17 protein-coding genes are annotated in these 20,599 nt (G+C 65.3%); 8 read left to right on the top strand and 9 right to left on the bottom strand.

The annotated features are described in order from the left end of the window. Positions 1-336 precede the first annotated feature (336 nt). Both EN851_RS25795 and EN851_RS25790 read left to right on the top strand, forming a co-directional pair. On the top strand, positions 337-2,034 hold the full coding sequence (locus tag EN851_RS25795; RefSeq protein ID WP_135930267.1) for a hydantoinase B/oxoprolinase family protein: 1,698 nt from the start codon (positions 337-339) through the stop codon (positions 2,032-2,034). Between the two features lie 185 nt (positions 2,035-2,219). Beyond that, entirely contained in the window at positions 2,220-3,335 is a 1,116-nt protein-coding gene (locus EN851_RS25790) for an aminomethyltransferase family protein (RefSeq protein WP_135930266.1), read from the top strand. Between the two features lie 275 nt (positions 3,336-3,610). Here EN851_RS25790 and EN851_RS25780 read toward each other — a convergent pair whose 3' ends face one another. The 5 genes from EN851_RS25780 to EN851_RS25760 form a co-directional block, all read right to left on the bottom strand. Beyond that, on the bottom strand, positions 3,611-4,267 hold the full coding sequence (locus tag EN851_RS25780; protein ID WP_135930265.1) for a methionine ABC transporter permease: 657 nt from the start codon (positions 4,265-4,267) through the stop codon (positions 3,611-3,613). Next, the gene (locus EN851_RS25775; protein WP_135930264.1) at positions 4,248-5,336 is read right to left on the bottom strand and encodes a methionine ABC transporter ATP-binding protein; all 1,089 of its coding nucleotides are present in this window, start codon (positions 5,334-5,336) and stop codon (positions 4,248-4,250) included. Before EN851_RS25775 ends, EN851_RS25780 begins: the two co-directional genes overlap by 20 nt. Before the next feature lie 85 nt (positions 5,337-5,421). After that, complete coding sequence (locus EN851_RS25770) at positions 5,422-6,276, bottom strand: MetQ/NlpA family lipoprotein (RefSeq protein WP_135930263.1); 855 nt, start codon at positions 6,274-6,276, stop codon at positions 5,422-5,424. 242 nt (positions 6,277-6,518) lie between these two features. After that, positions 6,519-8,006, bottom strand: coding sequence for an aldehyde dehydrogenase (locus EN851_RS25765; protein ID WP_135930262.1), 1,488 nt, complete (start codon positions 8,004-8,006; stop codon positions 6,519-6,521). A 59-nt stretch (positions 8,007-8,065) separates the two neighbouring features. Further along, positions 8,066-9,514: an APC family permease gene (locus tag EN851_RS25760; RefSeq protein WP_135930261.1), complete on the bottom strand. Its 1,449-nt coding sequence runs from the start codon at positions 9,512-9,514 to the stop codon at positions 8,066-8,068. 187 nt (positions 9,515-9,701) lie between these two features. On the opposite strand from EN851_RS25760, the gene EN851_RS25755 reads away from it, so the two are divergent. The 6 genes from EN851_RS25755 to EN851_RS25730 are packed head-to-tail and all read left to right on the top strand — an operon-like array spanning position 9,702 to position 16,133. Beyond that, on the top strand, positions 9,702-10,472 hold the full coding sequence (locus EN851_RS25755) for an IclR family transcriptional regulator (protein WP_135930260.1): 771 nt from the start codon (positions 9,702-9,704) through the stop codon (positions 10,470-10,472). Beyond that, positions 10,472-11,743, top strand: a complete 1,272-nt coding sequence (locus EN851_RS25750) for a Tm-1-like ATP-binding domain-containing protein (RefSeq protein ID WP_189521934.1) — start codon at positions 10,472-10,474, stop codon at positions 11,741-11,743. Before EN851_RS25755 ends, EN851_RS25750 begins: the two co-directional genes overlap by 1 nt. Further along, positions 11,740-12,408, top strand: coding sequence for an HAD-IA family hydrolase (locus EN851_RS25745; RefSeq protein ID WP_135930259.1), 669 nt, complete (start codon positions 11,740-11,742; stop codon positions 12,406-12,408). Before EN851_RS25750 ends, EN851_RS25745 begins: the two co-directional genes overlap by 4 nt. A gap of 21 nt (positions 12,409-12,429) precedes the next feature. Beyond that, positions 12,430-13,779 carry an aminotransferase class III-fold pyridoxal phosphate-dependent enzyme gene (locus tag EN851_RS25740; RefSeq protein WP_135930258.1) on the top strand — a complete coding sequence of 450 codons (1,350 nt, stop codon included), beginning with the start codon at positions 12,430-12,432 and terminating at the stop codon, positions 13,777-13,779. A gap of 48 nt (positions 13,780-13,827) precedes the next feature. Then, positions 13,828-15,114, top strand: a complete 1,287-nt coding sequence (locus EN851_RS25735; RefSeq protein WP_189521940.1) for an aminotransferase class III-fold pyridoxal phosphate-dependent enzyme — start codon at positions 13,828-13,830, stop codon at positions 15,112-15,114. Next, on the top strand, positions 15,111-16,133 hold the full coding sequence (locus EN851_RS25730) for a phosphotransferase (RefSeq protein ID WP_135930256.1): 1,023 nt from the start codon (positions 15,111-15,113) through the stop codon (positions 16,131-16,133). Before EN851_RS25735 ends, EN851_RS25730 begins: the two co-directional genes overlap by 4 nt. Before the next feature lie 24 nt (positions 16,134-16,157). Here the strand turns inward: EN851_RS25730 and hpaH are convergent, their stop codons facing one another. The 4 genes from hpaH to hpaE form a co-directional block, all read right to left on the bottom strand. After that, positions 16,158-16,964 carry a 2-oxo-hept-4-ene-1,7-dioate hydratase gene (gene hpaH, locus EN851_RS25725; RefSeq protein ID WP_135930255.1) on the bottom strand — a complete coding sequence of 269 codons (807 nt, stop codon included), beginning with the start codon at positions 16,962-16,964 and terminating at the stop codon, positions 16,158-16,160. After that, positions 16,961-17,830 (bottom strand): fumarylacetoacetate hydrolase family protein, encoded by an 870-nt coding sequence (locus EN851_RS25720; protein WP_135930254.1) that lies wholly within the window; start codon positions 17,828-17,830, stop codon positions 16,961-16,963. The genes hpaH and EN851_RS25720 overlap by 4 nt, the downstream gene beginning before the upstream one ends. A 244-nt stretch (positions 17,831-18,074) precedes the next feature. Then, positions 18,075-19,055, bottom strand: a complete 981-nt coding sequence (gene hpaD / locus EN851_RS25710; RefSeq protein WP_135930253.1) for a 3,4-dihydroxyphenylacetate 2,3-dioxygenase — start codon at positions 19,053-19,055, stop codon at positions 18,075-18,077. A 14-nt stretch (positions 19,056-19,069) separates the two neighbouring features. Then, positions 19,070-20,587 carry a 5-carboxymethyl-2-hydroxymuconate semialdehyde dehydrogenase gene (gene hpaE, locus EN851_RS25705; protein ID WP_135930252.1) on the bottom strand — a complete coding sequence of 506 codons (1,518 nt, stop codon included), beginning with the start codon at positions 20,585-20,587 and terminating at the stop codon, positions 19,070-19,072. Positions 20,588-20,599 lie beyond the last annotated feature (12 nt).

Here is a 20,599-nt window from a genome sequence, read left to right as displayed (position 1 = left end):
AACAAACCGTAGCCGCTCGTCCATGATCCCAGTTTCTCGCCAAACCATCGCCGGTCCTCCCGGCGGACAAGAAAACTGTCACCCATGCTATCGGTCCATTCTGTTACCTATCTATCCGGTTCGGACACCGGGCACTTCTCCCCGTATAGTGACGGGGAGAAGGATGCAGCTGCGGCCTCGGCGCTTTTCATGCGACGTTGAAGGTGAGCGAAATCATCGGCGACGGCGTCTTTCTCCCCGTCACCATACGGGGAGAAATGTCCGGCAGGACAATGAGGGGCGGCGCGACGTCTCAGGCCTTCCATGTCCGGCCCCTGCCATGAGGATTACTGAGCAATGACCGGTCTCGACGCCATCACGCTTTCGGTTCTCCAGGCCGCCTTGCAGCAGGTCTGCGACGAGATGGACCTGACCTTTTCCCGCGCCGCCTTCTCGCCCGTCATCGCCGAGGCCAATGACCGCTCGGACGGCATCTATTCGGCCGTCGATGGCTCGCTGATCGCCCAAGGCAGCCAGGGCCTGCCGGTGTTCGTCGGCGTCATGCAATACTCGACCAAAACGGTCATCGAGATGATCGCCGACGGCCGCTGCCTGGCGCCGGAGCCGGGCGACATCTACATCGTCAACGACCCCTATCTCGGCGGCACGCATCTGATGGATGTGCGCTTCGTCATGCCTGTCTACCGCGCTGGAAAAATCTTCTGCTGGCTGTCCAACACGGGCCATTGGCCGGACATTGGCGGCTCCGTGCCGGGCGGGTTCTCGGCTTCCGCGACCGCCGTCGAGCAGGAAGGCCTGCGGCTGCCGCCGGTAAAGCTGTTCAAGAAGGGCGTGCTCGATCCAGAGATCTACGCCATCATCTGCTCCAACATCCGGGTTGCCGACCAGCGCATCGGCGACATCAGGGCGCAGGCCGCCGCGCTGCTGATCGGCCAGGATAGGCTCAACGGGATCCTGGATCGTTACGGAGGTGAAACGGTTACCGAGGCGATCGCCGAACTGCGCCGACGCGCCGCCGAGCAGATGCGCGCCAACATATCCGCCATTCCCGACGGCACCTATCGCTCCAAGGCCTTCGTCGATTCCGACGGGGTGGTCAACGAACCGCTGACCATCGCGCTCGCCGTGGAGAAAAAGGGCGATAGGCTGACCTTCGATTTCACGGGTTCATCAAAGCCCTGCGCTGGGCCGATGAATAGCGTGCTGGCGACGACCTTGTCCTCGGTCTATCTCGCCATGCGCCATATCTTCCCGGATGTGCCGATCAGCGCCGGCGCCTTCGAGCCACTCGAGGTCAAGCGGCCGGAAGGCACCTTCCTGGACGCAAAGTATCCGCGCCCGGTCTCGGGTTGCGCCGCCGAGGTCTCGCAGCGCATCGCCGAGGCGGTGTTCGCCGCCATGGTGCAGGCGCTGCCCGACAAGGTGACGGCGGCTCCCGCCGGCTCCAGCGGCAATTTCGCGCTCGGCGGCAGCGACCCGGCGCGCGGCCGCGACTATGTCATGTACCAGATCTCCGGCGGCGGCTATGGCGGCAATTCGGGCCATGACGGCCTGACCAATGGCTGCTCGACCATCGGCATTTCGAAATCGCCGCCGGTCGAGATCATGGAGCAGGCTTTTCCCGTGCTCTACCGGCACTATGCCTTGCGCGAGGGCTCGGGTGGCGCCGGCAAGCATCGCGGCGGTTTTGGCCTCGCCTACGAGGTCGAGATCCTGCGCGGCGAGGCGCGGGCCTCCTTCGTCATGGATCATGGCCGTTTCGGCCCGCAGGGCGCGCTCGGCGGTGGGGATGGTGAGCCCAACAGCGTGACCGTCTTCCGCGATGGCGAAGAACACATACCGCCGCACCTCTCCAAGGAGCAGGACATCCCGCTCAAGGCCGGCGACCGCGTGCGCGTCGGCACGCCGGGCGGCGGTGGCTATGGCGATCCGCGTGAGCGCGACCCGAAACTGGTCGCTCAGGATGTCCAGCTTGGCTATTATACAGCTGAGCAAGCCAAGCATCTGTTCGGGATCGAGGCACAAGGAAGCTGACCAAACTCGGATGAGCCGCCCCGCGCCGTGATCGCCGCATGACGTGTCGTTTCCGTCTCCGCCGGGAGCATGAAAGCCCGTAGATTTATCCGGTCAACGGAGATCTCGAACATGCGTCTTTTGGGTCGTTTCGTGCTTGCCGCTTCCGTCGCCCTCACCATCGCCACCGGCGCTGCTTGACTATCTTGGCCGAGCGGCGTTCCCCCTTTTACAGCAGCATCGTCGGGCTGGGCGCGACCATGGGCCGGGTCGGCGGCGATTTCATCTCGGCCAAATACTATTCCGGCATTGCCGACGAGCACCTGAACACCCGCGCCAATGTCGGCGTGCAGGACCTCAGCACCATGGGCAAGATGGACATCAAGGGTCCGGACGCCGAGGCGCTGGTCAACCATGTCATCGTCAACGACGCCGCGGCGATGAAACCGGGCAATGTGCGGTACTCCACCGTCTGCCGCGAGGACGGCGGCATCATGGACGACCTCACCGTGTTCCGACTGGCGCCCGAGCATTTCATGCTGGTGACCGGCTCGGTCAACCGGCTGAAGATGCTGCCCTGGCTCCAGCATCATGCTGAGGGGCGCAAGGCCTATGTCACCGACATCACGGCGGCGGTCGCCTTCCCGACCATCCAGGGTCCGCGTTCGCGCGAACTCCTCAAGGCTTTGGTCGCGGATGCCGATCTCGATGGGTTGAAGCGCTGGGCGTTCACCTCGGGTCGCGTCGGCGAAACCAAGGTCATGATTTCGCGCACAGGCGTCACCGGCGAACTCGGCTTCGAACTGTTCGTGCCTGCGGACGAGGCGACCTCGGTCTGGGAGGCGCTGATGCGGACTGGCCAAGCCTTCGGCCTGAAACCCTATGGCGTGCTGGCTATGTTCACGCTCGGCCTGGAAAAGGCCTATCCGGCGCATGGCATCGACATGGACGAGAGCCGCACGCCGTTCCATGTCGGCCTCGACCGCTGGATCAAGTTCGACAAGGGCGATTTCGTCGGCCGCGAAGCGCTGCTCAAGATCCGCGACAAGGGCCTCGACGAGCGCTGGACCGGCCTGATCCTCGACGGCGACAAGCCGGTCGCGACGGATGCCAGGGTGATGGCCGACGGCAGGGATGTGGGCGTGGTCACCTATAGCGACCACGGCTATTCCCTTGGCAAGGTGCTGGCCACCGCGCATCTGCGGCTGCCCTTCACGGCCATCGGCACCGGGCTCAGCATCGCCATCGACGGCCAGCCCGTGCGCGCTGTGGTGGCGCCGATGCCGTTCTTCGATCCGGAGGGGGCGAGGTTGAGGGGCTAACCTGGTGTGTGCGCGTCCCACAGCGCCATAGCGGCCAATCCTCCGCGCTGCCCCTCACCTGCCTGCCGGCATCCTCTCCCCGTATAGTGACGGGGAGAGGGGCGCTCCGTCGCCGATTTCGCCAATCATCGGCGTTGCAAGAGGGGCGCCGGCGTCACGGCCAGCTTCTCTCTCCCCGTTCTACGGGGAGAGATGTCCGGCAGGACAGTGAGGGGCGGCGCCAACGCTAAGATTGTTTAGTCAGAAGGTTCGGCCGAACCTGAATATCAGCCGCCTTACCCTCGCCGGTCGAGCCACGCCACCAGCCGGTCGCCGACCCACTGGATGCCGCAGACCAGGATGATCAGCACGATGACCACGGCGACCATCACGCTGGTCTCGAAGCGCTGGTAGCCATAGCGGATGGCGAGGTCGCCGAGGCCGCCAGCGCCGATGGCGCCGGCCATCGCCGAGGCGCCGACCAGCGTTACCAGCGTCACGGTGAAGCCGGCGACGATGCCGGGCAGGGCCTCGGGCACCAGCACCTCGCGGATGATCGTCCAGCGGTTGCCGCCCATGGCGCGGGCGGCCTCGATCAGCCCGTGGTCGACCTCGCGCAACGACACTTCGGCAATCCGCGCATAGTAGGGCGTGGCGGCGATCGACAGCGGCACGATGGCGGCCCAGGTGCCGATCGAGGTGCCGACGATCAGCCGCGTCACCGGGATAAGCGCCACGAGAAGGATGATGAAGGGCACCGAGCGGAAGCCATTGATGATGGCGCCGAGCACGCGATTGACCCACGGGCTTTCGGCGATGCCGCCGCGTTCGGTGGCGATCAGCGCCAGGCCGAGCGGCAGGCCGAACACCAGCGAGATCAGGCCGGAGGCGGCCGTCATCAGCACCGTCTCCCAGATCGACCGCAGCAGAAGCTCAAACAGGATCGGCGACATGGCCAAGCACCTCCACCCGCGCCTGGCGGGATTCCAGGAAAGCGATCACCTCGGCGAGATGACCCGCACCGCCGCCAGGGATGGAGAGGAACAGCGTCCCCACCGGCTCTCGCTGGATATGGTCGATGCCGCCATGGACGAGCCGGAAGGCACCGGGCACGGTTCTCGCAAGGTCGGACAGCAGCGGCCCGCGCGCAGGCTCGCCCGCAACGTCGACGCGCAAGATCGTTTCGGTGCCACCCGCGGGCAGCAGCCGCGCCGCCAGCTCCGGCGGCAGTTGCGGCCGGATCGCGCCGAGCAGGCGTCTTGTGATCTCGGACCGTGGATCGGCGAACACAGACCAGACTGGCCCTTCCTCGACGATGCGTCCGGCGTCGATCACCGCCACCCGGTCGGCGATCGAGCGGATCACCTCCATCTCGTGGGTGATCAGCAGGATGGTCAGGCCAAGCTGCCGGTTGATGTCCTTGAGCAAGGCGAGGATGGACCGCGTCGTCTCTGGGTCGAGCGCTGACGTCGCTTCGTCCGACAGAAGCAGCGCCGGCCGCGCGGCCAGCGCCCGGGCGATGCCGACGCGCTGCTTCTGGCCGCCCGACAGTGACCCCGGATAGGCTTTCGCCTTTTCCGACAGGCCGACCAGATCGAGCAGTTCCGCCGCCCGCTTCAGCCGCTCGGCCTTTGGCCGGCCCTCGATCTTCAGCGGCAGCGCCACATTGTCCTCGACCGTCTTGGCCGACAGCAGGTTGAAATGCTGGAAGATCATGCCGATGCGCCGCCGCAGCGGCTGCAGGTCGCGCTCGCCGAGCCGGCTGATTTCGCGGCCCTCGATGAACACCTCGCCGGAATCGGGCCGCTCCAGCCCGTTGAGGCAGCGGATCAGCGTCGATTTGCCGGCCCCGCTGCGGCCGATGATGCCGAGGATCTCGCCCTTGCGCACCGTCAGGGAAATGCCGTCGAGCGCCGCCGTCGCGCCGAAGCGGCGCTTCAGCTCGACAAGGCGCACCACGTCCCGCGCCGGTGCATCGGCGTCGTTCGTGTTCTCGATGGCTGCGGTCACATGCTTGTTCATACGCGGATCCCGAAACAGGATTGCGGCCCGCGCGTTGCGCGGACCGCTTTTCTTGTCAAAGCAGACACTTTCGTGCCCGGATTGCTCAATAGGCGCTGAGGCCGGTGCCCTTGTAGACCTTGTCGAACTCGGCTTTGACCGCCTCGTTCTGGTAGGACGCCACCAGCGTCTTCACCCAGGCCTCGTTCTCGTTGCCGACCTTGACCGCAATGAAGTTGCGGTACGGATTGTCTGCGATCGGCTCCTGGGCGATGCGGTTTTCCGGTGTCAAGCCGCTTTTCAGCGCCCAGTCGGTGTTGACCACGGCTGCGTCGAGGTCCTCGACCGAGCGGCCGACGATGCCGGCGTCGAGTTCCTTGATCTCGACCTTCTTGGGGTTTTCGGCGATGTCGGCGGTGGTGGCCAGGATGCCGGTGCCGTCCTTCAGCTTGATCACGCCCTCATTCTGCAACACGCGCAGCGCCCGGCCTTCATTGGACGGGTCGTTCGGCACGCCGATGACAGCACCCTGGGGCAAGTCGGCGACCGCTTTGTACTTCTTGGAATACAGGCCGATCGGCCACACGCCGGTATAGCCGACGCGCACGATATGGTAGCCCTGCGTCTTGATCTGGTTGTCGAGATAGGGCTGGTGCTGGAAGGCGTTGGCGTCGATCTCGCCGCGCTCCAGCGCCTCGTTGGGCTGGGTATAGTCGTTGAACACGACCGTCTCGATGCTCAGGCCCTTCTCGGCGGCTTGAGCGACCACGACGCGCCAGACATCCTCGTCCTCGCCGCTGATGATGCCGACCTTGACTGCCTTCTTGTCCTCGGCGAAGGAGGCATGCGGCGCCATCAGGGCGCCTATCGCGACGGCCGATGCGAACAGCAGAGCCAGGCCGCTGCGGCGGTTCAGGGTTGACCTTGGGGAAGAGGACAAAGTGTTGTTGAGGTCGGACATGATTGATCTCTGCGGTTGTGAAGTCATGGCAGCAAGGCGGATTGCCTAGGCTTGTTCACATCGTCAGAAATTCTATCGATTTTATCAAAGAACGCCTTTCGCCATTCTCCTTGAAGCCGGGAATATTCTCTCAAAAATTTTGAAGAAGGGAGTAAAAGACGCCCAGGATCGACCGCAAGGGTTGCGGTGCGATCCGGCGGGCGTCGAGAAGCGGTGAGGTTCTCAGCGAATCCGGCGGCCCCTCAAAGGGCAATCCATGCCGTCTTCAGCTCGAGATACTTCTCCAGCGCGTGCAGCGACTTGTCGCGGCCGAAGCCGGATTGCTTGACGCCGCCAAGCGGCACCGTGATGTCGGCGCCGCCATAGGTGTTGACGTGGACGACGCCGGCATGGATGGCGCGCACCATGCGGTGCGCGGTGGAAAGGTTCGCCGTCCACACCGCCGAGGCGAGCCCATAGACGGTCGAATTGGCGAGCCGCACGGCCTCCTCCTCGGTCTCGAAGCGCATCAAGCCGAGCACCGGCCCGAACACCTCTTCGCGCGCAAGCTGCATGTCCTGCGTCACGTTCTCGAAGATCGTCGGCGCCATGTAGCTGCCGCCGGTCTCGGCCAGGATCCGTTCGCCGCCGGTGACCAGCCTCGCGCCTTCTTCAGTGGCCTTGGCGACGAAACCAAGATTCTTGGCCAGCTGCTCCGCGCTCGACACCGCGCCGACATCGCTTGCGAGATCGAGCGGATCGCCGACCTTCAGCCTTGTGGTCGCCGAGAGCAGTTCGTCCATGAAACGGTCATAGACGGAGGCCTGGACAAGCAGCCGCGAGCCGGCGACGCAGACCTGGCCGGAATTGCGGAAGATGCCGTTGGCCGAGACGACAGCCGCCTGTTTCAGGTCCGGCGCGTCGGCAAAGACGATGTTGGGTGACTTGCCGCCGAGTTCGAGGAAGACGCGCTTCAGATTGGAACGGGCGGAGTATTCGAGTAGCCGGCGGCCGACCGGTCCCGAGCCGGTGAAGGCGATGGCGTCGACATCCCCATGCAGGCCGAGCGCCTCGCCGGTGACCGCGCCCCTGCCGGTCACGACATTGAGCACGCCGGCGGGCAGCCCGGCTTCGGCAGCCAGTTCGGCCAGCCGCAGCAGCGTCAGCGAGGCGATCTCCGGCGGCTTGACCACCACGCAATTGCCGGCGGCCAGCGCCGGCGCGATCTTCCAGGCGCCGATCATCAGCGGGAAGTTCCAGGGAACGATGACGCCGACGACGCCGAGCGGCTCCTTGTGGATCAGCCCGAGCACGTTGTCGGCGGTCGGCGCGATCTCGCCATAGACCTTGTCGATCGCCTCGGCGTAGTAGCGGATGGTGCCGGCCGCCGACAACGGCTCGGCCTTGTAGGCCATGCCGATCTCGGTGCCATTGTCGCGCACGCCGAGCACGGCCAGCTCGTCGACATGTCTTTCGATCAGTTCGGCGAGCCTGGTCAGCACCTTCTTGCGGAAAGCGGGGGCAGCGCGCGACCATGAACCCTTCTCGAACGCCTTGCGTGCCGAGCGCACGGCGCGGTCGATGTCGGCTGGATTGCCGTCGGCGATGCTGGCGAAAGGCCGGCCGTCGATCGGCGAAATCACCAGCAGGCTCGCGCCGCTTGCCGCCTCCGCTTGGGCGCCATCGATGAACAGGCCGCGCGCGCCGATCTCCGCCTTGCGCAGTGTGTCGATGGCACTTTGACTGATCATTATATTCTCACTTCAGGAGGGTCTGCGGGGCGGCGTGATACGCCGCCCTGATATCTCGCTCAATCCTTGAGCGGTACGCCGAGATTGTCGAAGGCCACCGGATCGCGGCTCTTCAACGCGCCTGCCAGCAGCAGGCCCACCACGCCGGCGATCAGCACCAGTCCCGGCAGGAACGCACCGAGGAAGCCGCCGGCCCCCGACAGGCTGCCGAAATTGATGACGATCAGGTAGATGATGACGACGAAGGCGATGAAGGTCAGCCCGGGCAGGATCGTGGTCTTGAGCGCGTTCTCCTGGGCCGACGGGTTGGCGCGGAAGTACATCACCACAGCGAGCGAGGCGACCGCCATCATGACGATGACGCCGAGCGTCGCGACATTGGTCAGCCAGGAAAACAGCGCCAGCACCGGATCGAGCCCGAGGACGGCGAACAGCCCGACGACGACTGCCGCCAACACGCTCTGGATCACCGAAGCGACATGCGGGCTCTGGTGCGCCGAATGCGTCACGCCGATCGACTGCGGCAACAGCTTCTCGCGGCCGGAGACATAGATGTAGCGGGCAACCGCATTGTGGAACGCCAGCACGCCGGCAAACAGGCTCGACACGAACAGGATGCTCATCGCGTGCGTGAGCAGCGTTCCGGCATAGCGGTCGGAGAGGCCGAACAGGAAGGTGGTCGGGTCCTGCAGGCCCTGCAGCGCCGGCAGCAATTTGTCGACGCCGGCGCCCACCGCCATCAGCCAGGCGGTGACCATGTAGAAGACGCCGATCAGCAGCACCGAGAAGTAGGTGGCGCGCGGAATGGTGACCTTGGGATCACGGGCTTCCTCGGCGTAGATCGTCGTCGCCTCGAAGCCGATGAAGGCGGCGAAACAGAACAGGATGGCGATCGCCGGCGCGCCCGAGGTGATCTGGCTCCAGCTGAACGGGGCCGCCGAGAGGCCGCTGTCGCCGCCGGTCCCGAGGATCACCAGGTCGAGGATCAGCACCACGGCATATTCGCACAGCACCAGCACCGTCAGGATCTTGGCCGACAGGTCGACCTGGCGGTAACCGAGCACGGCGACGATGGCGATGGCGATGAAACTCCACACCCACCAGGGAAGGTTGATGCCCCAGCTGGCGAACAGCCCGGAGGTCGCGGCGCCTAGCAGGCCCATGACGCCGATCTGCATGGCATTGTAGGACAGGATGGCGATCAGCGCCGTGGCGCCGCCGGCAAGGCCGCCCAGGCCGCGCGCGGCATAGGCATAGAAGGCGCCGGCGTTGCCAACATGGCGCGACATGGCGACATAGCCGACCGCGAACAGAAGCAGCAGCACCGTGACGATCAGATAGGTGCCGGCAAAGCCGGCGCCGTTGCCCATCAGCATGCCGAGCGGCGTGCCGCCGGCGACCGCCGTGAGCGGGGCGGCGGCCGAGATCACCATGAAGGTGATGGCGCCGACGCCGAGACTGTTCTTGCGCAGCCTGTTGGCCGGCGCCGCTTCCGAAACTGCTGACATTGGTCCCTCCTGTTTGCAAACCGGTTGGCTTGCCGGCCGAATGGCCTGTCCCATACGCTCTGGATGTGGTTCATTATTTGAACCGTTATTTTGAATATAGACTTGCAAACAAAGCGGCTTCCTGTCAAGTTAATTCACACGTTAATTGATTGCCGCTTATGGGGCGCACATTGCTGGGAGGAATGCGTTGAGTACGGTCGGCAAGGCGATTTCACTCTTGGAGCTGTTCACCGTGGCCGAGCCCGAGCTCGGACTGTCGGACCTCGCGCGCCGGTCGGGTTTCGACAAGGCGACGACGCGGCGCCTGCTGGTGGCGCTGACCGGCCACGGTCTCGTCGAGCAGGATGCCGCCACACGGCTCTACCGGCTCGGCGCCGGCCTGTCGCGGCTGGCGCGTATCCGCGAGGCCCGCTTTCCCTTCCTGCAGACCGCGGTGCCGCTGGTGCGGGATCTGGCAAGTGCCACGGCCGAGACCGTGCATCTGTCGGAATACGGCATCGACCGGCTGGTCACCGTCCATGTCGAGCATCCGGCGCGGGCAAACCGGGTCAATGTCGATATCGGCCAACTCCTGCCCCTGCATTCTACCGCTTCGGGCATCGTCTATCTGGCCTTCGCCAGGGACGAGGCCGTCAAGGCATGTTTGACCACTCCCCTGGAGGCCTTCACCGCGCATACGCTGACCGAGCCGGCCGCGCTCGCGCGCTCCATGGGCGAGGCGCGCGAGCGCGGCTATTCGATTTGCGACCAGGGCCTGGAGGAAGGCGTCATATCAGTCGCCGCGGCAATCCTGGCGGCGGATGGGTTCGCGCTAGGCACGATCGCCGTGGCGGCGCCGAAGGCCAGGACGACGGCGGCCGACATCGCCGAGCGCGGACTTGCGGCCGTGGCCGCGGCGCGCGAGATTTCGATGCGGCTCAACGGCGACAATCTGCAAGCGCTGAGGAGGCAGGCCTGATGTCCGAACCCCGCATCCTGGTCATCGGCACCGGCGATACCAAGGCCGAAGAACTGCTGTTCATGAAAGCATGCATCAAGGCATCGGGCGGCAGCGCCGTGATGATGGATGTCAGCGTGCTGGGCGACCCGCCCTACAGCCCCGATCACGACAAGCACGCGGTCGCCCGCGCCGTGGATGTCACGATCGCCGAGATCATCTCCAGCGGCGACGAGAACACCGCCATGACGCTGATGGCGGGCGGCGCCGTGCAATTGGCGCGCAAGCTCCACCAAGACGGCGAGATCGACGCCTTCATCGCCATAGGCGGCTCGATGGGAACCGATCTGGCGCTCGATGTCGCGCTTTGCCTGCCGCTCGGCGTGCCGAAATTCGTCGTCTCGACCATCGCCTATTCGCACCTGATCCCGCCCGAGCGGGTCGCGCCAGACCTGATGATGATCCTCTGGGCCGGCGGGCTCTACGGCCTCAACTCGATCTGCAAGCTCGTCCTGTCGCAGGCCTGCGGCGCGGTCGTCGGCGCGACGAAGATGATGCTTGAAACCCGCGCCTCCGCGCCGGCGAAAGGCCCGACTATCGGCATGACCTCGCTCGGCAGCTCCTGCCTGCGCTACATGAAGACGCTGAAGCCGGCGCTGGAACGGCGCGGCTATGACGTCGCCGTCTTCCACACCACCGGCATGGGCGGTCGTGCCTTCGAATCGATCGCCGGTCAGGATCATTTCTGCGCGGTGTTCGATTTCAGCCTGCAGGAGATCACCAACCATCTGGCCGGCTCCGTCGTCAGCTCCGGCGCCGACCGGCTTGAGAATGCCGGCGCCCGCGGCGTCCCGCAGATCGCGGCACCCGGCGCGGTCGACATGGTCGACCTGCCAACCTGGCAGGATTTGCCGGCTAAATTTTCCGAACGCCCGTTCCACGCCCACAACAGGCTGATTGCCTCGATTACAGTCGATGCGGATGACCGCCGCGAGGTCGCTCGGACCATCGCCGGGAAGCTCGGCATGGCAAAGGGCCGTTCCGCCCTCATCCTGCCTTCCCGTGGCATCCAGGAATGGGACACCGAGGGCGAGCCGCTCTATGAGCCCGAAGCGCTTGCCGCTTTCGTCGATGAGATGCGCAAGTCTATTCCGGCGCAAGTCGAGTTCCACGAGATCGACGCCCACATCAACAGCGACACCTTCGTCGCCAAGGCGCTGGAGATCTTCGACCGCTGGGTCGGGGAAGGCATCATTCCGCGCGGCATGCCGGCCAAGGAGGTCGCCGCGTGAGTGCTGTTTCCGCGCAGGCGCTGGTCCTCGATTTCGGCGGCGTCGTCACCCGCACGCTGTTCGAGACCCATGCCTTGACCGAACAGGCGCTGGGACTGAAGCCGGGAACGCTGCAGTGGCGCGGCCCGTTCGATCCAGGCAGCGATCCGCTGTGGCGTGCCATGCAGGCCGACGAGATCAGCGAGCGCGACTATTGGCGCACGCGTACCAGCGAGGTCGGCCGGCTTGTCGGCGAGGACTGGCAGGCGATGGAAACCTTCGTCCAGCGCGCGCGTGGCGCCGAGCCCGAAAAGGTGGTGCGGCCGGAAGCCATCAGCGCCATTCGCGCCGTCCACGCGGCGGGATTTCGCCTGGCGATCCTGTCCAACGAACTCGACCTGTTCTACGGCGCCGGCTTCCGCCGGCGGCTGCCGCTGCTTGACCTGTTCGACGTGATCGTCGACGCCACCTATACCGGCATCCTCAAGCCGGATCCGCGTGCCTACGCCTTCGTCACCGAAGCGCTTGGCCTGCCTGCCGCCGCCTGTGTCTTCGTCGACGACCAGCAGCGCAATGTCGATGGCGGCCGTGCCGCCGGCATGCGTACGGTTCATTTCGACGTTTCCCGGCCGGTCCATTCCTATGCCGAGGCCCTCGGCCATTTCGACCTCGTCCCAGCTGCCTGAGACCTTTTGCGGAGCCTTGTGATGCGCGACATCAACTTCCTCACCGAGACCAACGCCAGGCCGATCTGGCACCCGATGGCGCATCCGGCCGAGATGCGAGCCAATCCGCCCAAGGTGATCATGAAGGGCGAGGGCGTCATGGTCACCGACATCGCCGGCAACACCGTGCTCGACGCCGTCGGCGGCCTGTGGAACGTCAATCTCGGCTACAGCAGCGATCCGATCAAGAAAGCCATCGCCGACCAGCTCGGCGCACTGCCTTACTACTCCGGCTTTCGCGGCACCTCGACCGGACCGTCGATCGAACTCGCCTACGAACTTGCGGAATGGTTCGCGCCGGAAGGCATGGTGCGCACCTTCTTCACTTCGGGCGGCTCGGATTCGGTCGAAACCGCGCTGCGGCTGGCGAGGCAATATTGGAAGATCCGCGGCCAGGGCGACCGCACCAAGTTCCTCGCCTTGAAGAAGGGCTATCACGGCACGCATTTCGGCGGTGCCTCGGTCAATGGCAACGCCAATTTCCGCCGCAATTACGAACCGCTGCTGCCCGGCGTCTTCCACATTCCCGCACCCTGGACCTTCCGCAACCCGTTCGACGAGACCGATCCGGCGCGGCTGGCGAAGCTGTGCGCCAAGGCGCTGGAGGACGAGATCGCCTTCCAGGGCGGCGACACCATCGCAGCCTTCATCATGGAGCCTGTGCTTGGCGCGGGCGGCGTCATCGTCCCGCATGAAAGCTTCATGCCGCTGGTGCGCGAAATCTGCGACCGCCACGAAATCCTGCTGATCGCCGACGAGGTGGTCACGGGCTTCGGCCGCACCGGCGCATGGTCCGGGTCGCGGCTGTCCGGTGTGAAGCCGGATTTCATGACCATCGCCAAGGCGATCACCTCGGGTTATTTCCCGCTCGGTGCCACCTTGATCGGCGCCAAGGTTGCTGACGTATTCGAGGCCGACAAGACCAGCTTCGGCGCGATCGGCCACGGCTACACCTATTCCGGCCATCCGGTCGGCTGCGCGGCCGGGTTGGCGGCCTTGGCCGAGACCAAACGGCTTCGCCTCGACGAAAACGCGGCCGCGCGCGGCACGGAACTGGCGGCGGTCCTCGAAGGTTTGAAGGCCAAGCACGCGATCGTTGGCGATGTCAGGTACAAGGGCTTGATGGCGGCGGTGGAACTGGTTTCCGACCGCGCGACGAAGAAGCCCATCGACAAGAAGACCATGGCCGTTGTGTCAGAAGCGGCCTACGAAGCCGGCGTCATGCTGCGCGTCTCCGGCAACAACATCATCCTGTCGCCACCGCTCATCATCAGCGCCGCCGACGTCACCAGGATCGGTGAGGCGATCGACGCAGGCCTGTCGAAGGTCTGACGCATGCAACGGAGGTTTGGTACACCGATGGCCCAATCGCGGCAAGAACTGGCTGGGGAAACACTGGTCAGCCGGCGTGGCCGGCTGCTCGGCGCGAAATCGCAACTGTTCTATGACGAGCCGGTGCATCTGGTGCGCGGCGAGGGTGTCTGGCTCTACGACGCCGATGGCCGCAAATATCTCGACGCCTATAACAATGTCGCCCATGTCGGCCATTGCCACCCGCATGTGGTCGAGGCGCTGTGCCGGCAGGCCAGCCTGCTCAACACCCACACGCGCTATCTCCACACCGCGATCCTCGATTATGTAGAGCGGCTGACCGCCACCTTCGATGCCAGCCTCTCCACCGCCATCCTGACCTGCACCGGCAGCGAGGCCAACGACATCGCGCTGCGCATGGCGCAGGCGGCCTCCGGCCAGATGGGAATCATCGCCACCGACGCCACCTATCACGGCAACACCACAGCCGTTTCGCAGCTCTCTACCCGCATGCCGCCGGTCGGCGGCCGCACCCACCATGTCAGGCTGGTGCCGGCCCCGGACAGCTATCGCCATCCAGATGCGATGGCCAATGGCAAGGCCTTCGGCGATGCCGTACGCGAGGCGATCGCTTCGCTGGCCAGAGACGGCATCGGCCTTTCCGGCATGATCCTCTGCCCGCTGCTCGCCAATGAGGGCTTTCCGGCACTCCCGAACGGCTTTTTCGACGACGCCATATCGGCGGTGCGCGAAGCGGGCGGTCTGATGATCGCCGACGAGGTACAGCTCGGTTTCGGCCGCACCGGCAGCCATTTCTGGGGCCATCAGCGCGCTGGTTTCGTCCCCGACATCGTCACCATGGGCAAACCGATGGGCAACGGCCACCCGGTCGCCGCTGTCGTCACCACTCGAGAGATATTGGCGACCTTCCGCGACGCCTTCCGCTACTTCAACACTTTTGGCGGCAATCCGGTCTCCTGCGCGGTCGCCAATGCCGTGCTGGATGTGCTGGAAGACGAAAACCTCGTCGCCAATGCGCGCGATGTCGGCGCCTATGCGCTCGGCCTGCTGCGGCCACTGGCCGATCGGCATGGATGCATCGGTGAGGTCAGGGGCGCCGGCCTGTTCTTCGGCGCCGAACTGGTCCGGGACCGCGAGACACGCGAGCCGGCGCCCGACATCGCCGGCCGCGTCATCAACGCGATGCGCGACCGTGGCGTGCTGATGGGCAAGACCGGCATTCACGGCAATGTGCTCAAGATACGCCCGCCAATGCCCTTCTCCCGCGCCAATGCGGATCTGCTGATCGAAACGTTCGACGACGTGCTCGGCGAAGTCGGCGGAGTGCCGGGGTGAACGCCGTCTCGACGCATGCCGGGCCGGAAACGGCAGCTGATGTCACCGACCTTGCCAGACGTGCGCTGGACCATTGGGGCGTTCGCGGCGGCGAGCCGGAGCTCTTGAAATACCGTGAGAATGCCGTCTTCCGGATCCACTTGCCCGATGGCCGGCCGGCCGTGATGCGCGTGCATCGGCTTGGCTACCACACGGATGCCGCGCTGCGCGGGGAACTGCAATGGATGGGCTTTCTGCAAGCCGCCGGCGTCGCCACGCCGTCTCCGATCGCAACGCAGGCCGGCGACCCGTTCGTGCTCGTCGGCACCGCCGCTTTGACGCAACCGCGCCAGGTCGATTGCTTGAGCTGGCTCGAGGGCCGCGCCGTCGGCGCGCGCGGCGTACCGCTGGACTATACGCCGGAACAGTTGGAGCAGGTCTTCAGGGAGATCGGGCGAAGCATCGCCCACATGCACACTGTGACCGCCGCCTGGACGCCGCCTTCAGGCTTCACCCGCCATGCCTGGGACTTCGACGGCTTCTTCGGCGCGGCCCCGAATTGGGGACGCTTCGAGACCTCACCCTTCCTCGACGGCGCGCGCCGCGATCTGGTTTTCCAGGCGCGGGAAAAGGCGGTGAAGGCGCTGTCGGAACACGAACGCAGCGCCCGCAACTTCGGCATCATCCACGCCGATCTGGTGCGCGAGAACGTGCTGATCCATGACGGTGCGGTGCGCATCATCGACTTCGATGATTGCGGCTTTGGCTGGCACATGTATGACCTCGCAGTCGCGCTCTACCAGAACCGCCAGGAGCCGCTCTATCCGCTGATCGAGGCGTCGCTGCTGGACGGCTACCGGCAGCAGCGGGAGTTGACCGCGCAGGACATCGCTGCGCTGCCGCTGTTCGCCGCGCTGCGGGCCTTCGCGTTTCTGGGCTGGGTGCAAAGCCGCGTCGAGGGCGACATCACCCGCGAAGTCGGCCTGCGCATGTCGAACATCGCCGCCGATGTGATAGCGGCCTATTTGCGCGACAAATGAGGCGGTGTGGCTGGCGGGGAACCGTCAGCCTTTCGCGAAATGGATGCTGACCGTTCCCGAACCGCCGAAATCGGCGACGATCGTGTCGCCCGGCCGTGCCTCCACGGGCCGCACGAAGGAACCCGACAGCACCACTTCGCCGGCCGCGATCGATAGGCCGTAGCGGGCGAGCCGGTCGGCCAGCCAGGCCACGCCCATGGCCGGATGGTTGAGCACGCCGGCGCCGAGCCCGGTCTCCTCGACCTCGGCATTGCGCGAGACGATGGCGCCGATCCAGCGCATGTCGGCTTGATCGGGCCGCTGCGGCCGCCCGCCGAGGACGATGCCGGCATTGGCGGCATTGTCGGAGATGGTGTCGAAGAAGGTGCGCGTCTTCTTGGTCTCGGCATTGACGCGCTCGATGCGTGTATCGAGGATTTCCAGCGCCGGCGTGATGTAGTCCGTTGCGTTGAGCACGTCGAAGAGGCTCACCCCGGGCCCCTTCAGCGGCGCCTTCATGACGAAGGCGATCTCGGCCTCGACGCGCGGCTGGATGAAGCGGCCGGCGGGAATGGTCGCGCCGTCGCTGAAGAACATGTCGTCGAAGAGCACGCCCGAATCCGGTGTGTCGATGGCCAGCGCATATTGCATCGCCTTGGAGGTCAGGCCGATCTTCCAGCCCTTCGGCTTCAGCCCGGCATCGGTCTTGCGCTTCACCAGCGCCGCCTGGACGCGGTAGGCATCCTCCATCGTTGCCTCGGGAAAGTCGAGGCTGAGCAGCCGGATCTGGCGGCGCGTCCGTTCGGCCTCGAACAGCCTGTCGGCGGCCTCTTCCACTTGGCTCGGGGTCATTGTTCGGCCTCGTCGACGACGCTGTTTCTGAGCACGCCGATGCCGTCAGCCTCCACCTCGATCACATCGCCCGGTTTCAGCCACACCGGCGGATCGAAGCGGGCGCCGGCGCCGGTCGGCGTTCCCGTGACGATGATATCGCCAGGCACCAATGTGGTGAAGGTCGAGATGTAATTGATGATCTTGCGGAAGGAAAAGATCATCCGGCTGGTGCGGTCCTGCTGGCGCACCTCGCCGTTGACGCGGGTGGTCAGCGCGATGTCGGCGATCTGCGCCTCGTCGATGAATGGCACCAGCCAGGGGCCGATCGAGCCGGTGCGCTCGAAATTCTTGCCTTGCGTGACGTTGAACTTGGCGTGCCGCACCCAGTCGCGGATGGTGCCTTCGTTGCACAGCGACAGGGCGGCGATGTGGTCCAGCGCGTCGGCCTCGGCGATGCGCCGGCCGGGCTTGCCGATGACGATGACGATTTCGCCCTCGTAGTCGAGCTGTAGTGATTCCGGCGGCCGCACCAGCGGCGCGCCATGGCCGACGAAAGAGCGCGGAAAACGGATGAACAGCGAGGGGTTGGCGGGAGCTGCCTGCCCGTCCTTGTACTCCTCGTTGCGGTCGGGATAGTTGACGCCGACGCAGATGATTTTTTCCGGGGAGGGAATGGGGATGTCGTAGGTGATGGCGTCGAGCGGGAAATCGGCGGCGAAGGCCTCGGCCTCGTCAGCCAGGCGCCGCAAGGCGCCGGCCTCGATCACCTCGCGCAATGTCGGCCATTGGCCGTGGCGAGCCGACAGGTCGACGACACCCTTGGCGGTGATGGCGCCATAGCGTGTCTTGCCGCCGACGGTGAAGGTGGCGAGGCGGGCGCTCATGCTGATACTCCACGGTCGTTGCTGCTGGCCAACCGGAACCGCCGAGCTCTACGACGCCCCCCTCTGTCCTGCCGGACATCTCCCCCACTTGGGGGGAGATCAGCCGGCCGCGCCGTAGGCGCCTTACTAGCAACGCTGAAAATAGGCGAAGGGGGTGATGACAGCCAATCTCCCCCCAAGTGGGGGAGATGTCCGGCAGGACAGAGGGGGGCGCGACAGAACGCCGACATCTCCTAATAGCCCATCACGGCGCCACAATCGGCGAAGCCGCCAGATCCGGCTGCCGCACCTCCGCGCCGGCAAAGACACTGCCTTCCTCGAACCAGCTCTTCGGCGCCGGCGCGCCCCACAGCGTCTGGCGCTGCGGATCCTTCAAATCCCATTTGATCGGCTCGAGGTCCGGATCGACCGTCTGGTAGTCCGAACAGTAGATCTCGATGCGATGATTGTCGGGGTCGCGCACATAGAGGAAGAAGGCGTTGGAAATGCCGTGCCGGCCGGGGCCGCGCTCGATGTTCGGCAGGTAGCCGGTGGTCGCCATCAGGTCGAGCAGGTCGATGATGTTGAGCGGCGTCGGCACCCAGAAGGCGACGTGGTGCAGGCGCGGGCCGATACCGTTGGTGAAGGCGATGTCGTGGACACCGCCCTTGCGGTGTGTCCAGGCCGCCCACAGCTTTCCGCTTGAGGCATCTTCCGTATATTCGGTAACGCGAAAACCGAGCTCGTTGTAGAAGGCGACGGACTCGTCGACATTGGGCGAGAAGCAGTTGAAATGGTCGATGCGCAACGGCTTCACGCCCTTGTAGAGCGCGTATTTCTGGTGGATCGGCGGCAGCCGATCCATCGTCGCGCAGAATTCGAGCGGAATGCCATGCGGGTCGCGCGTGCGGAAAGTACGCGACTGGTAGGGACGCTCGACCCATTCGACCGGCAGGCCCTTGCCCCTGAAGAAGTGCTCTGCCTTGTCGAGGTCCTCGTCGGAAAAAACCTTGAAGCCGAGGTCGCGGGCTTCCGGCGTCGTTGCCTTGCGCAGCACGATGCAGTGATGGCCGCGCTCCTCCATGGCCCTGAGGTAGATGGCGCCTGATGTCTCGTCGGTGACCTGCAGGCCGAGCGTGTCGACATAGAAGGCGCGGGATCGGGCAAGGTCGGTTACCGCCAGTTCGACATGGCTGAGACGAACGATGTTGAAGGCGGGGTAGAGGTTGGGCTTGGGCAAGGGCATCTGATTTCCTCCGGTCAGCCGCCGAGTTTCTGGATTGCGTGCGCCGAAGTGGCGAAGGCGACGTTCTTCGTCTCCATGTAGAAATCGAAGGAATGGTCGCCGCCGTCGCGGCCGATGCCGGAGTTCTTGACGCCGCCGAACGGCGTCGGCAGATGGCGCACATTCTCCGAATTGACCCAGATCATGCCGGCATCCAGCGCATCGGTGAAGCGGAAGGCGCGGGTCACGTCGGATGTCCAGAGATAGCCGGTGAGGCCATATTGCGTGTCGTTGGCCAGCGCCAGCGCCTCCGCCTCGTCCTTGAAGGCGATCGCGGTCAGCACCGGCCCGAAAATCTCTTCCTGGGCAATGCGCATCCTGTTGGTCGCGCCGGTGAACAATGTCGGGCTGACATAACAGCCACCGCCCGGACCGGCGAACTTGCCACCGCCGGCGGCGACCACCGCGCCCTCCGATTTGCCAATCTCGATATAGGACAGCACCTTCTCCTCGTGCACCGGATGGATCAGCGGCCCGACCACGGTGTTGGGGTCGAGCGGATGGCCTATCTCGATGCGCTTGGCCTTCTCCGCCACCAGATCGGTGAACCGGTCATAGACCGAGGCCTCCACCAGCAGCCGCGACGAGGAGGTGCAGCGCTCGCCGTTGAGCGAGTAGATCATGAATACCGCCGCATCCGCCGCGCGCTCCAGATCCGCATCGGCGAAGACGATCACCGGGTTCTTGCCGCCGAGTTCGAAATGCACGCGCTTCAGCGTATCGGCGCCTTGCTTCATGATCATCGAGCCGGTGCGGCTTTCGCCGACGAAACCGATCGCCTTGATGTCGGGGTGCTCGGTCAGCGCCTTGCCGGCATGTTCGCCGAGGCCGTTGACCAGGTTCCACACCCCCTTCGGCAGGCCGGCCTCCTCGGCGATCTCGACCAGCAGCCGCGCCGTCAGCGGCGAGAACTCAGCCGGCTTATGAACCACCGTGCAGCCGGCGGCCAGTGCCGGCGCGATCTTCCAGGTCGACAGCATGAATGGCGTGTTCCACGGCGTGATGATGCCGACCGGTCCGATCGGCACCCGCGTCGTCATGTTGACCTGGCCAGGCGTCCGCAGCGTTTCGCCATCACGCGCTTCCGGCGCGCGGTCGGCGAAGAAACGGAAGTTTTCGGCGCCGCGCAGTGCGGCCTTGGCCATGAACTTCAGCGCCTGGCCGGTGTCCATGCATTCGACGAAGGCAATCTCCTCGGCGCGCGCCTCGATCGCGTCGGCTATTTTGTGCAGCAGCTTCTTGCGCGCCTCGCCAGGCATGCCGGCCCAGGCCGGAAATGCCGCCTTCGCCGCTTTTGCCGCGCGGTCGATGTCGGCGATGCCGCCGCGCGCGACCTTGGCCAGTGGCTTGAGATCGACCGGCGACAACGTCTCGAAGGTCGAGCCGTCGGCGGCAGGCACCGCTTCGCCGCCGATCTGGTTCAGCACGCCATCGCGCTTGAAGCGGGCGAGGTAGGCTTGCGCCTTTTTCAGATTGCCTTCGAGATCGGACATGTCGGTCTTTCG

This window comes from Mesorhizobium sp. M8A.F.Ca.ET.208.01.1.1 (assembly GCF_004791315.1).
Lineage (GTDB): Bacteria > Pseudomonadota > Alphaproteobacteria > Rhizobiales > Rhizobiaceae > Mesorhizobium.
Note: the sequence above shows the minus strand (reverse complement) of the source record. Positions and strands in the feature narration are given on the sequence as shown.

What these genes read in the sequence shown, in the direction of transcription:
- EN851_RS25750 (WP_189521934.1), top strand. Translation starts at nt 10,472, where the DNA reads ATGTCCGAACCCCGCATCCTGGTCATCGGCACCGGCGATACCAAGGCC.
- EN851_RS25765 (WP_135930262.1), bottom strand. Translation starts at nt 8,006, where the DNA reads ATGATCAGTCAAAGTGCCATCGACACACTGCGCAAGGCGGAGATCGGC.
- EN851_RS25775 (WP_135930264.1), bottom strand. Translation starts at nt 5,336, where the DNA reads ATGAACAAGCATGTGACCGCAGCCATCGAGAACACGAACGACGCCGAT.
- hpaD (WP_135930253.1), bottom strand. Translation starts at nt 19,055, where the DNA reads ATGCCCTTGCCCAAGCCCAACCTCTACCCCGCCTTCAACATCGTTCGT.
- EN851_RS25740 (WP_135930258.1), top strand. Translation starts at nt 12,430, where the DNA reads ATGCGCGACATCAACTTCCTCACCGAGACCAACGCCAGGCCGATCTGG.
- EN851_RS25795 (WP_135930267.1), top strand. Translation starts at nt 337, where the DNA reads ATGACCGGTCTCGACGCCATCACGCTTTCGGTTCTCCAGGCCGCCTTG.
- EN851_RS25760 (WP_135930261.1), bottom strand. Translation starts at nt 9,514, where the DNA reads ATGTCAGCAGTTTCGGAAGCGGCGCCGGCCAACAGGCTGCGCAAGAAC.
- EN851_RS25780 (WP_135930265.1), bottom strand. Translation starts at nt 4,267, where the DNA reads ATGTCGCCGATCCTGTTTGAGCTTCTGCTGCGGTCGATCTGGGAGACG.
- hpaH (WP_135930255.1), bottom strand. Translation starts at nt 16,964, where the DNA reads ATGACCCCGAGCCAAGTGGAAGAGGCCGCCGACAGGCTGTTCGAGGCC.
- hpaE (WP_135930252.1), bottom strand. Translation starts at nt 20,587, where the DNA reads ATGTCCGATCTCGAAGGCAATCTGAAAAAGGCGCAAGCCTACCTCGCC.
- EN851_RS25720 (WP_135930254.1), bottom strand. Translation starts at nt 17,830, where the DNA reads ATGAGCGCCCGCCTCGCCACCTTCACCGTCGGCGGCAAGACACGCTAT.
- EN851_RS25770 (WP_135930263.1), bottom strand. Translation starts at nt 6,276, where the DNA reads ATGTCCGACCTCAACAACACTTTGTCCTCTTCCCCAAGGTCAACCCTG.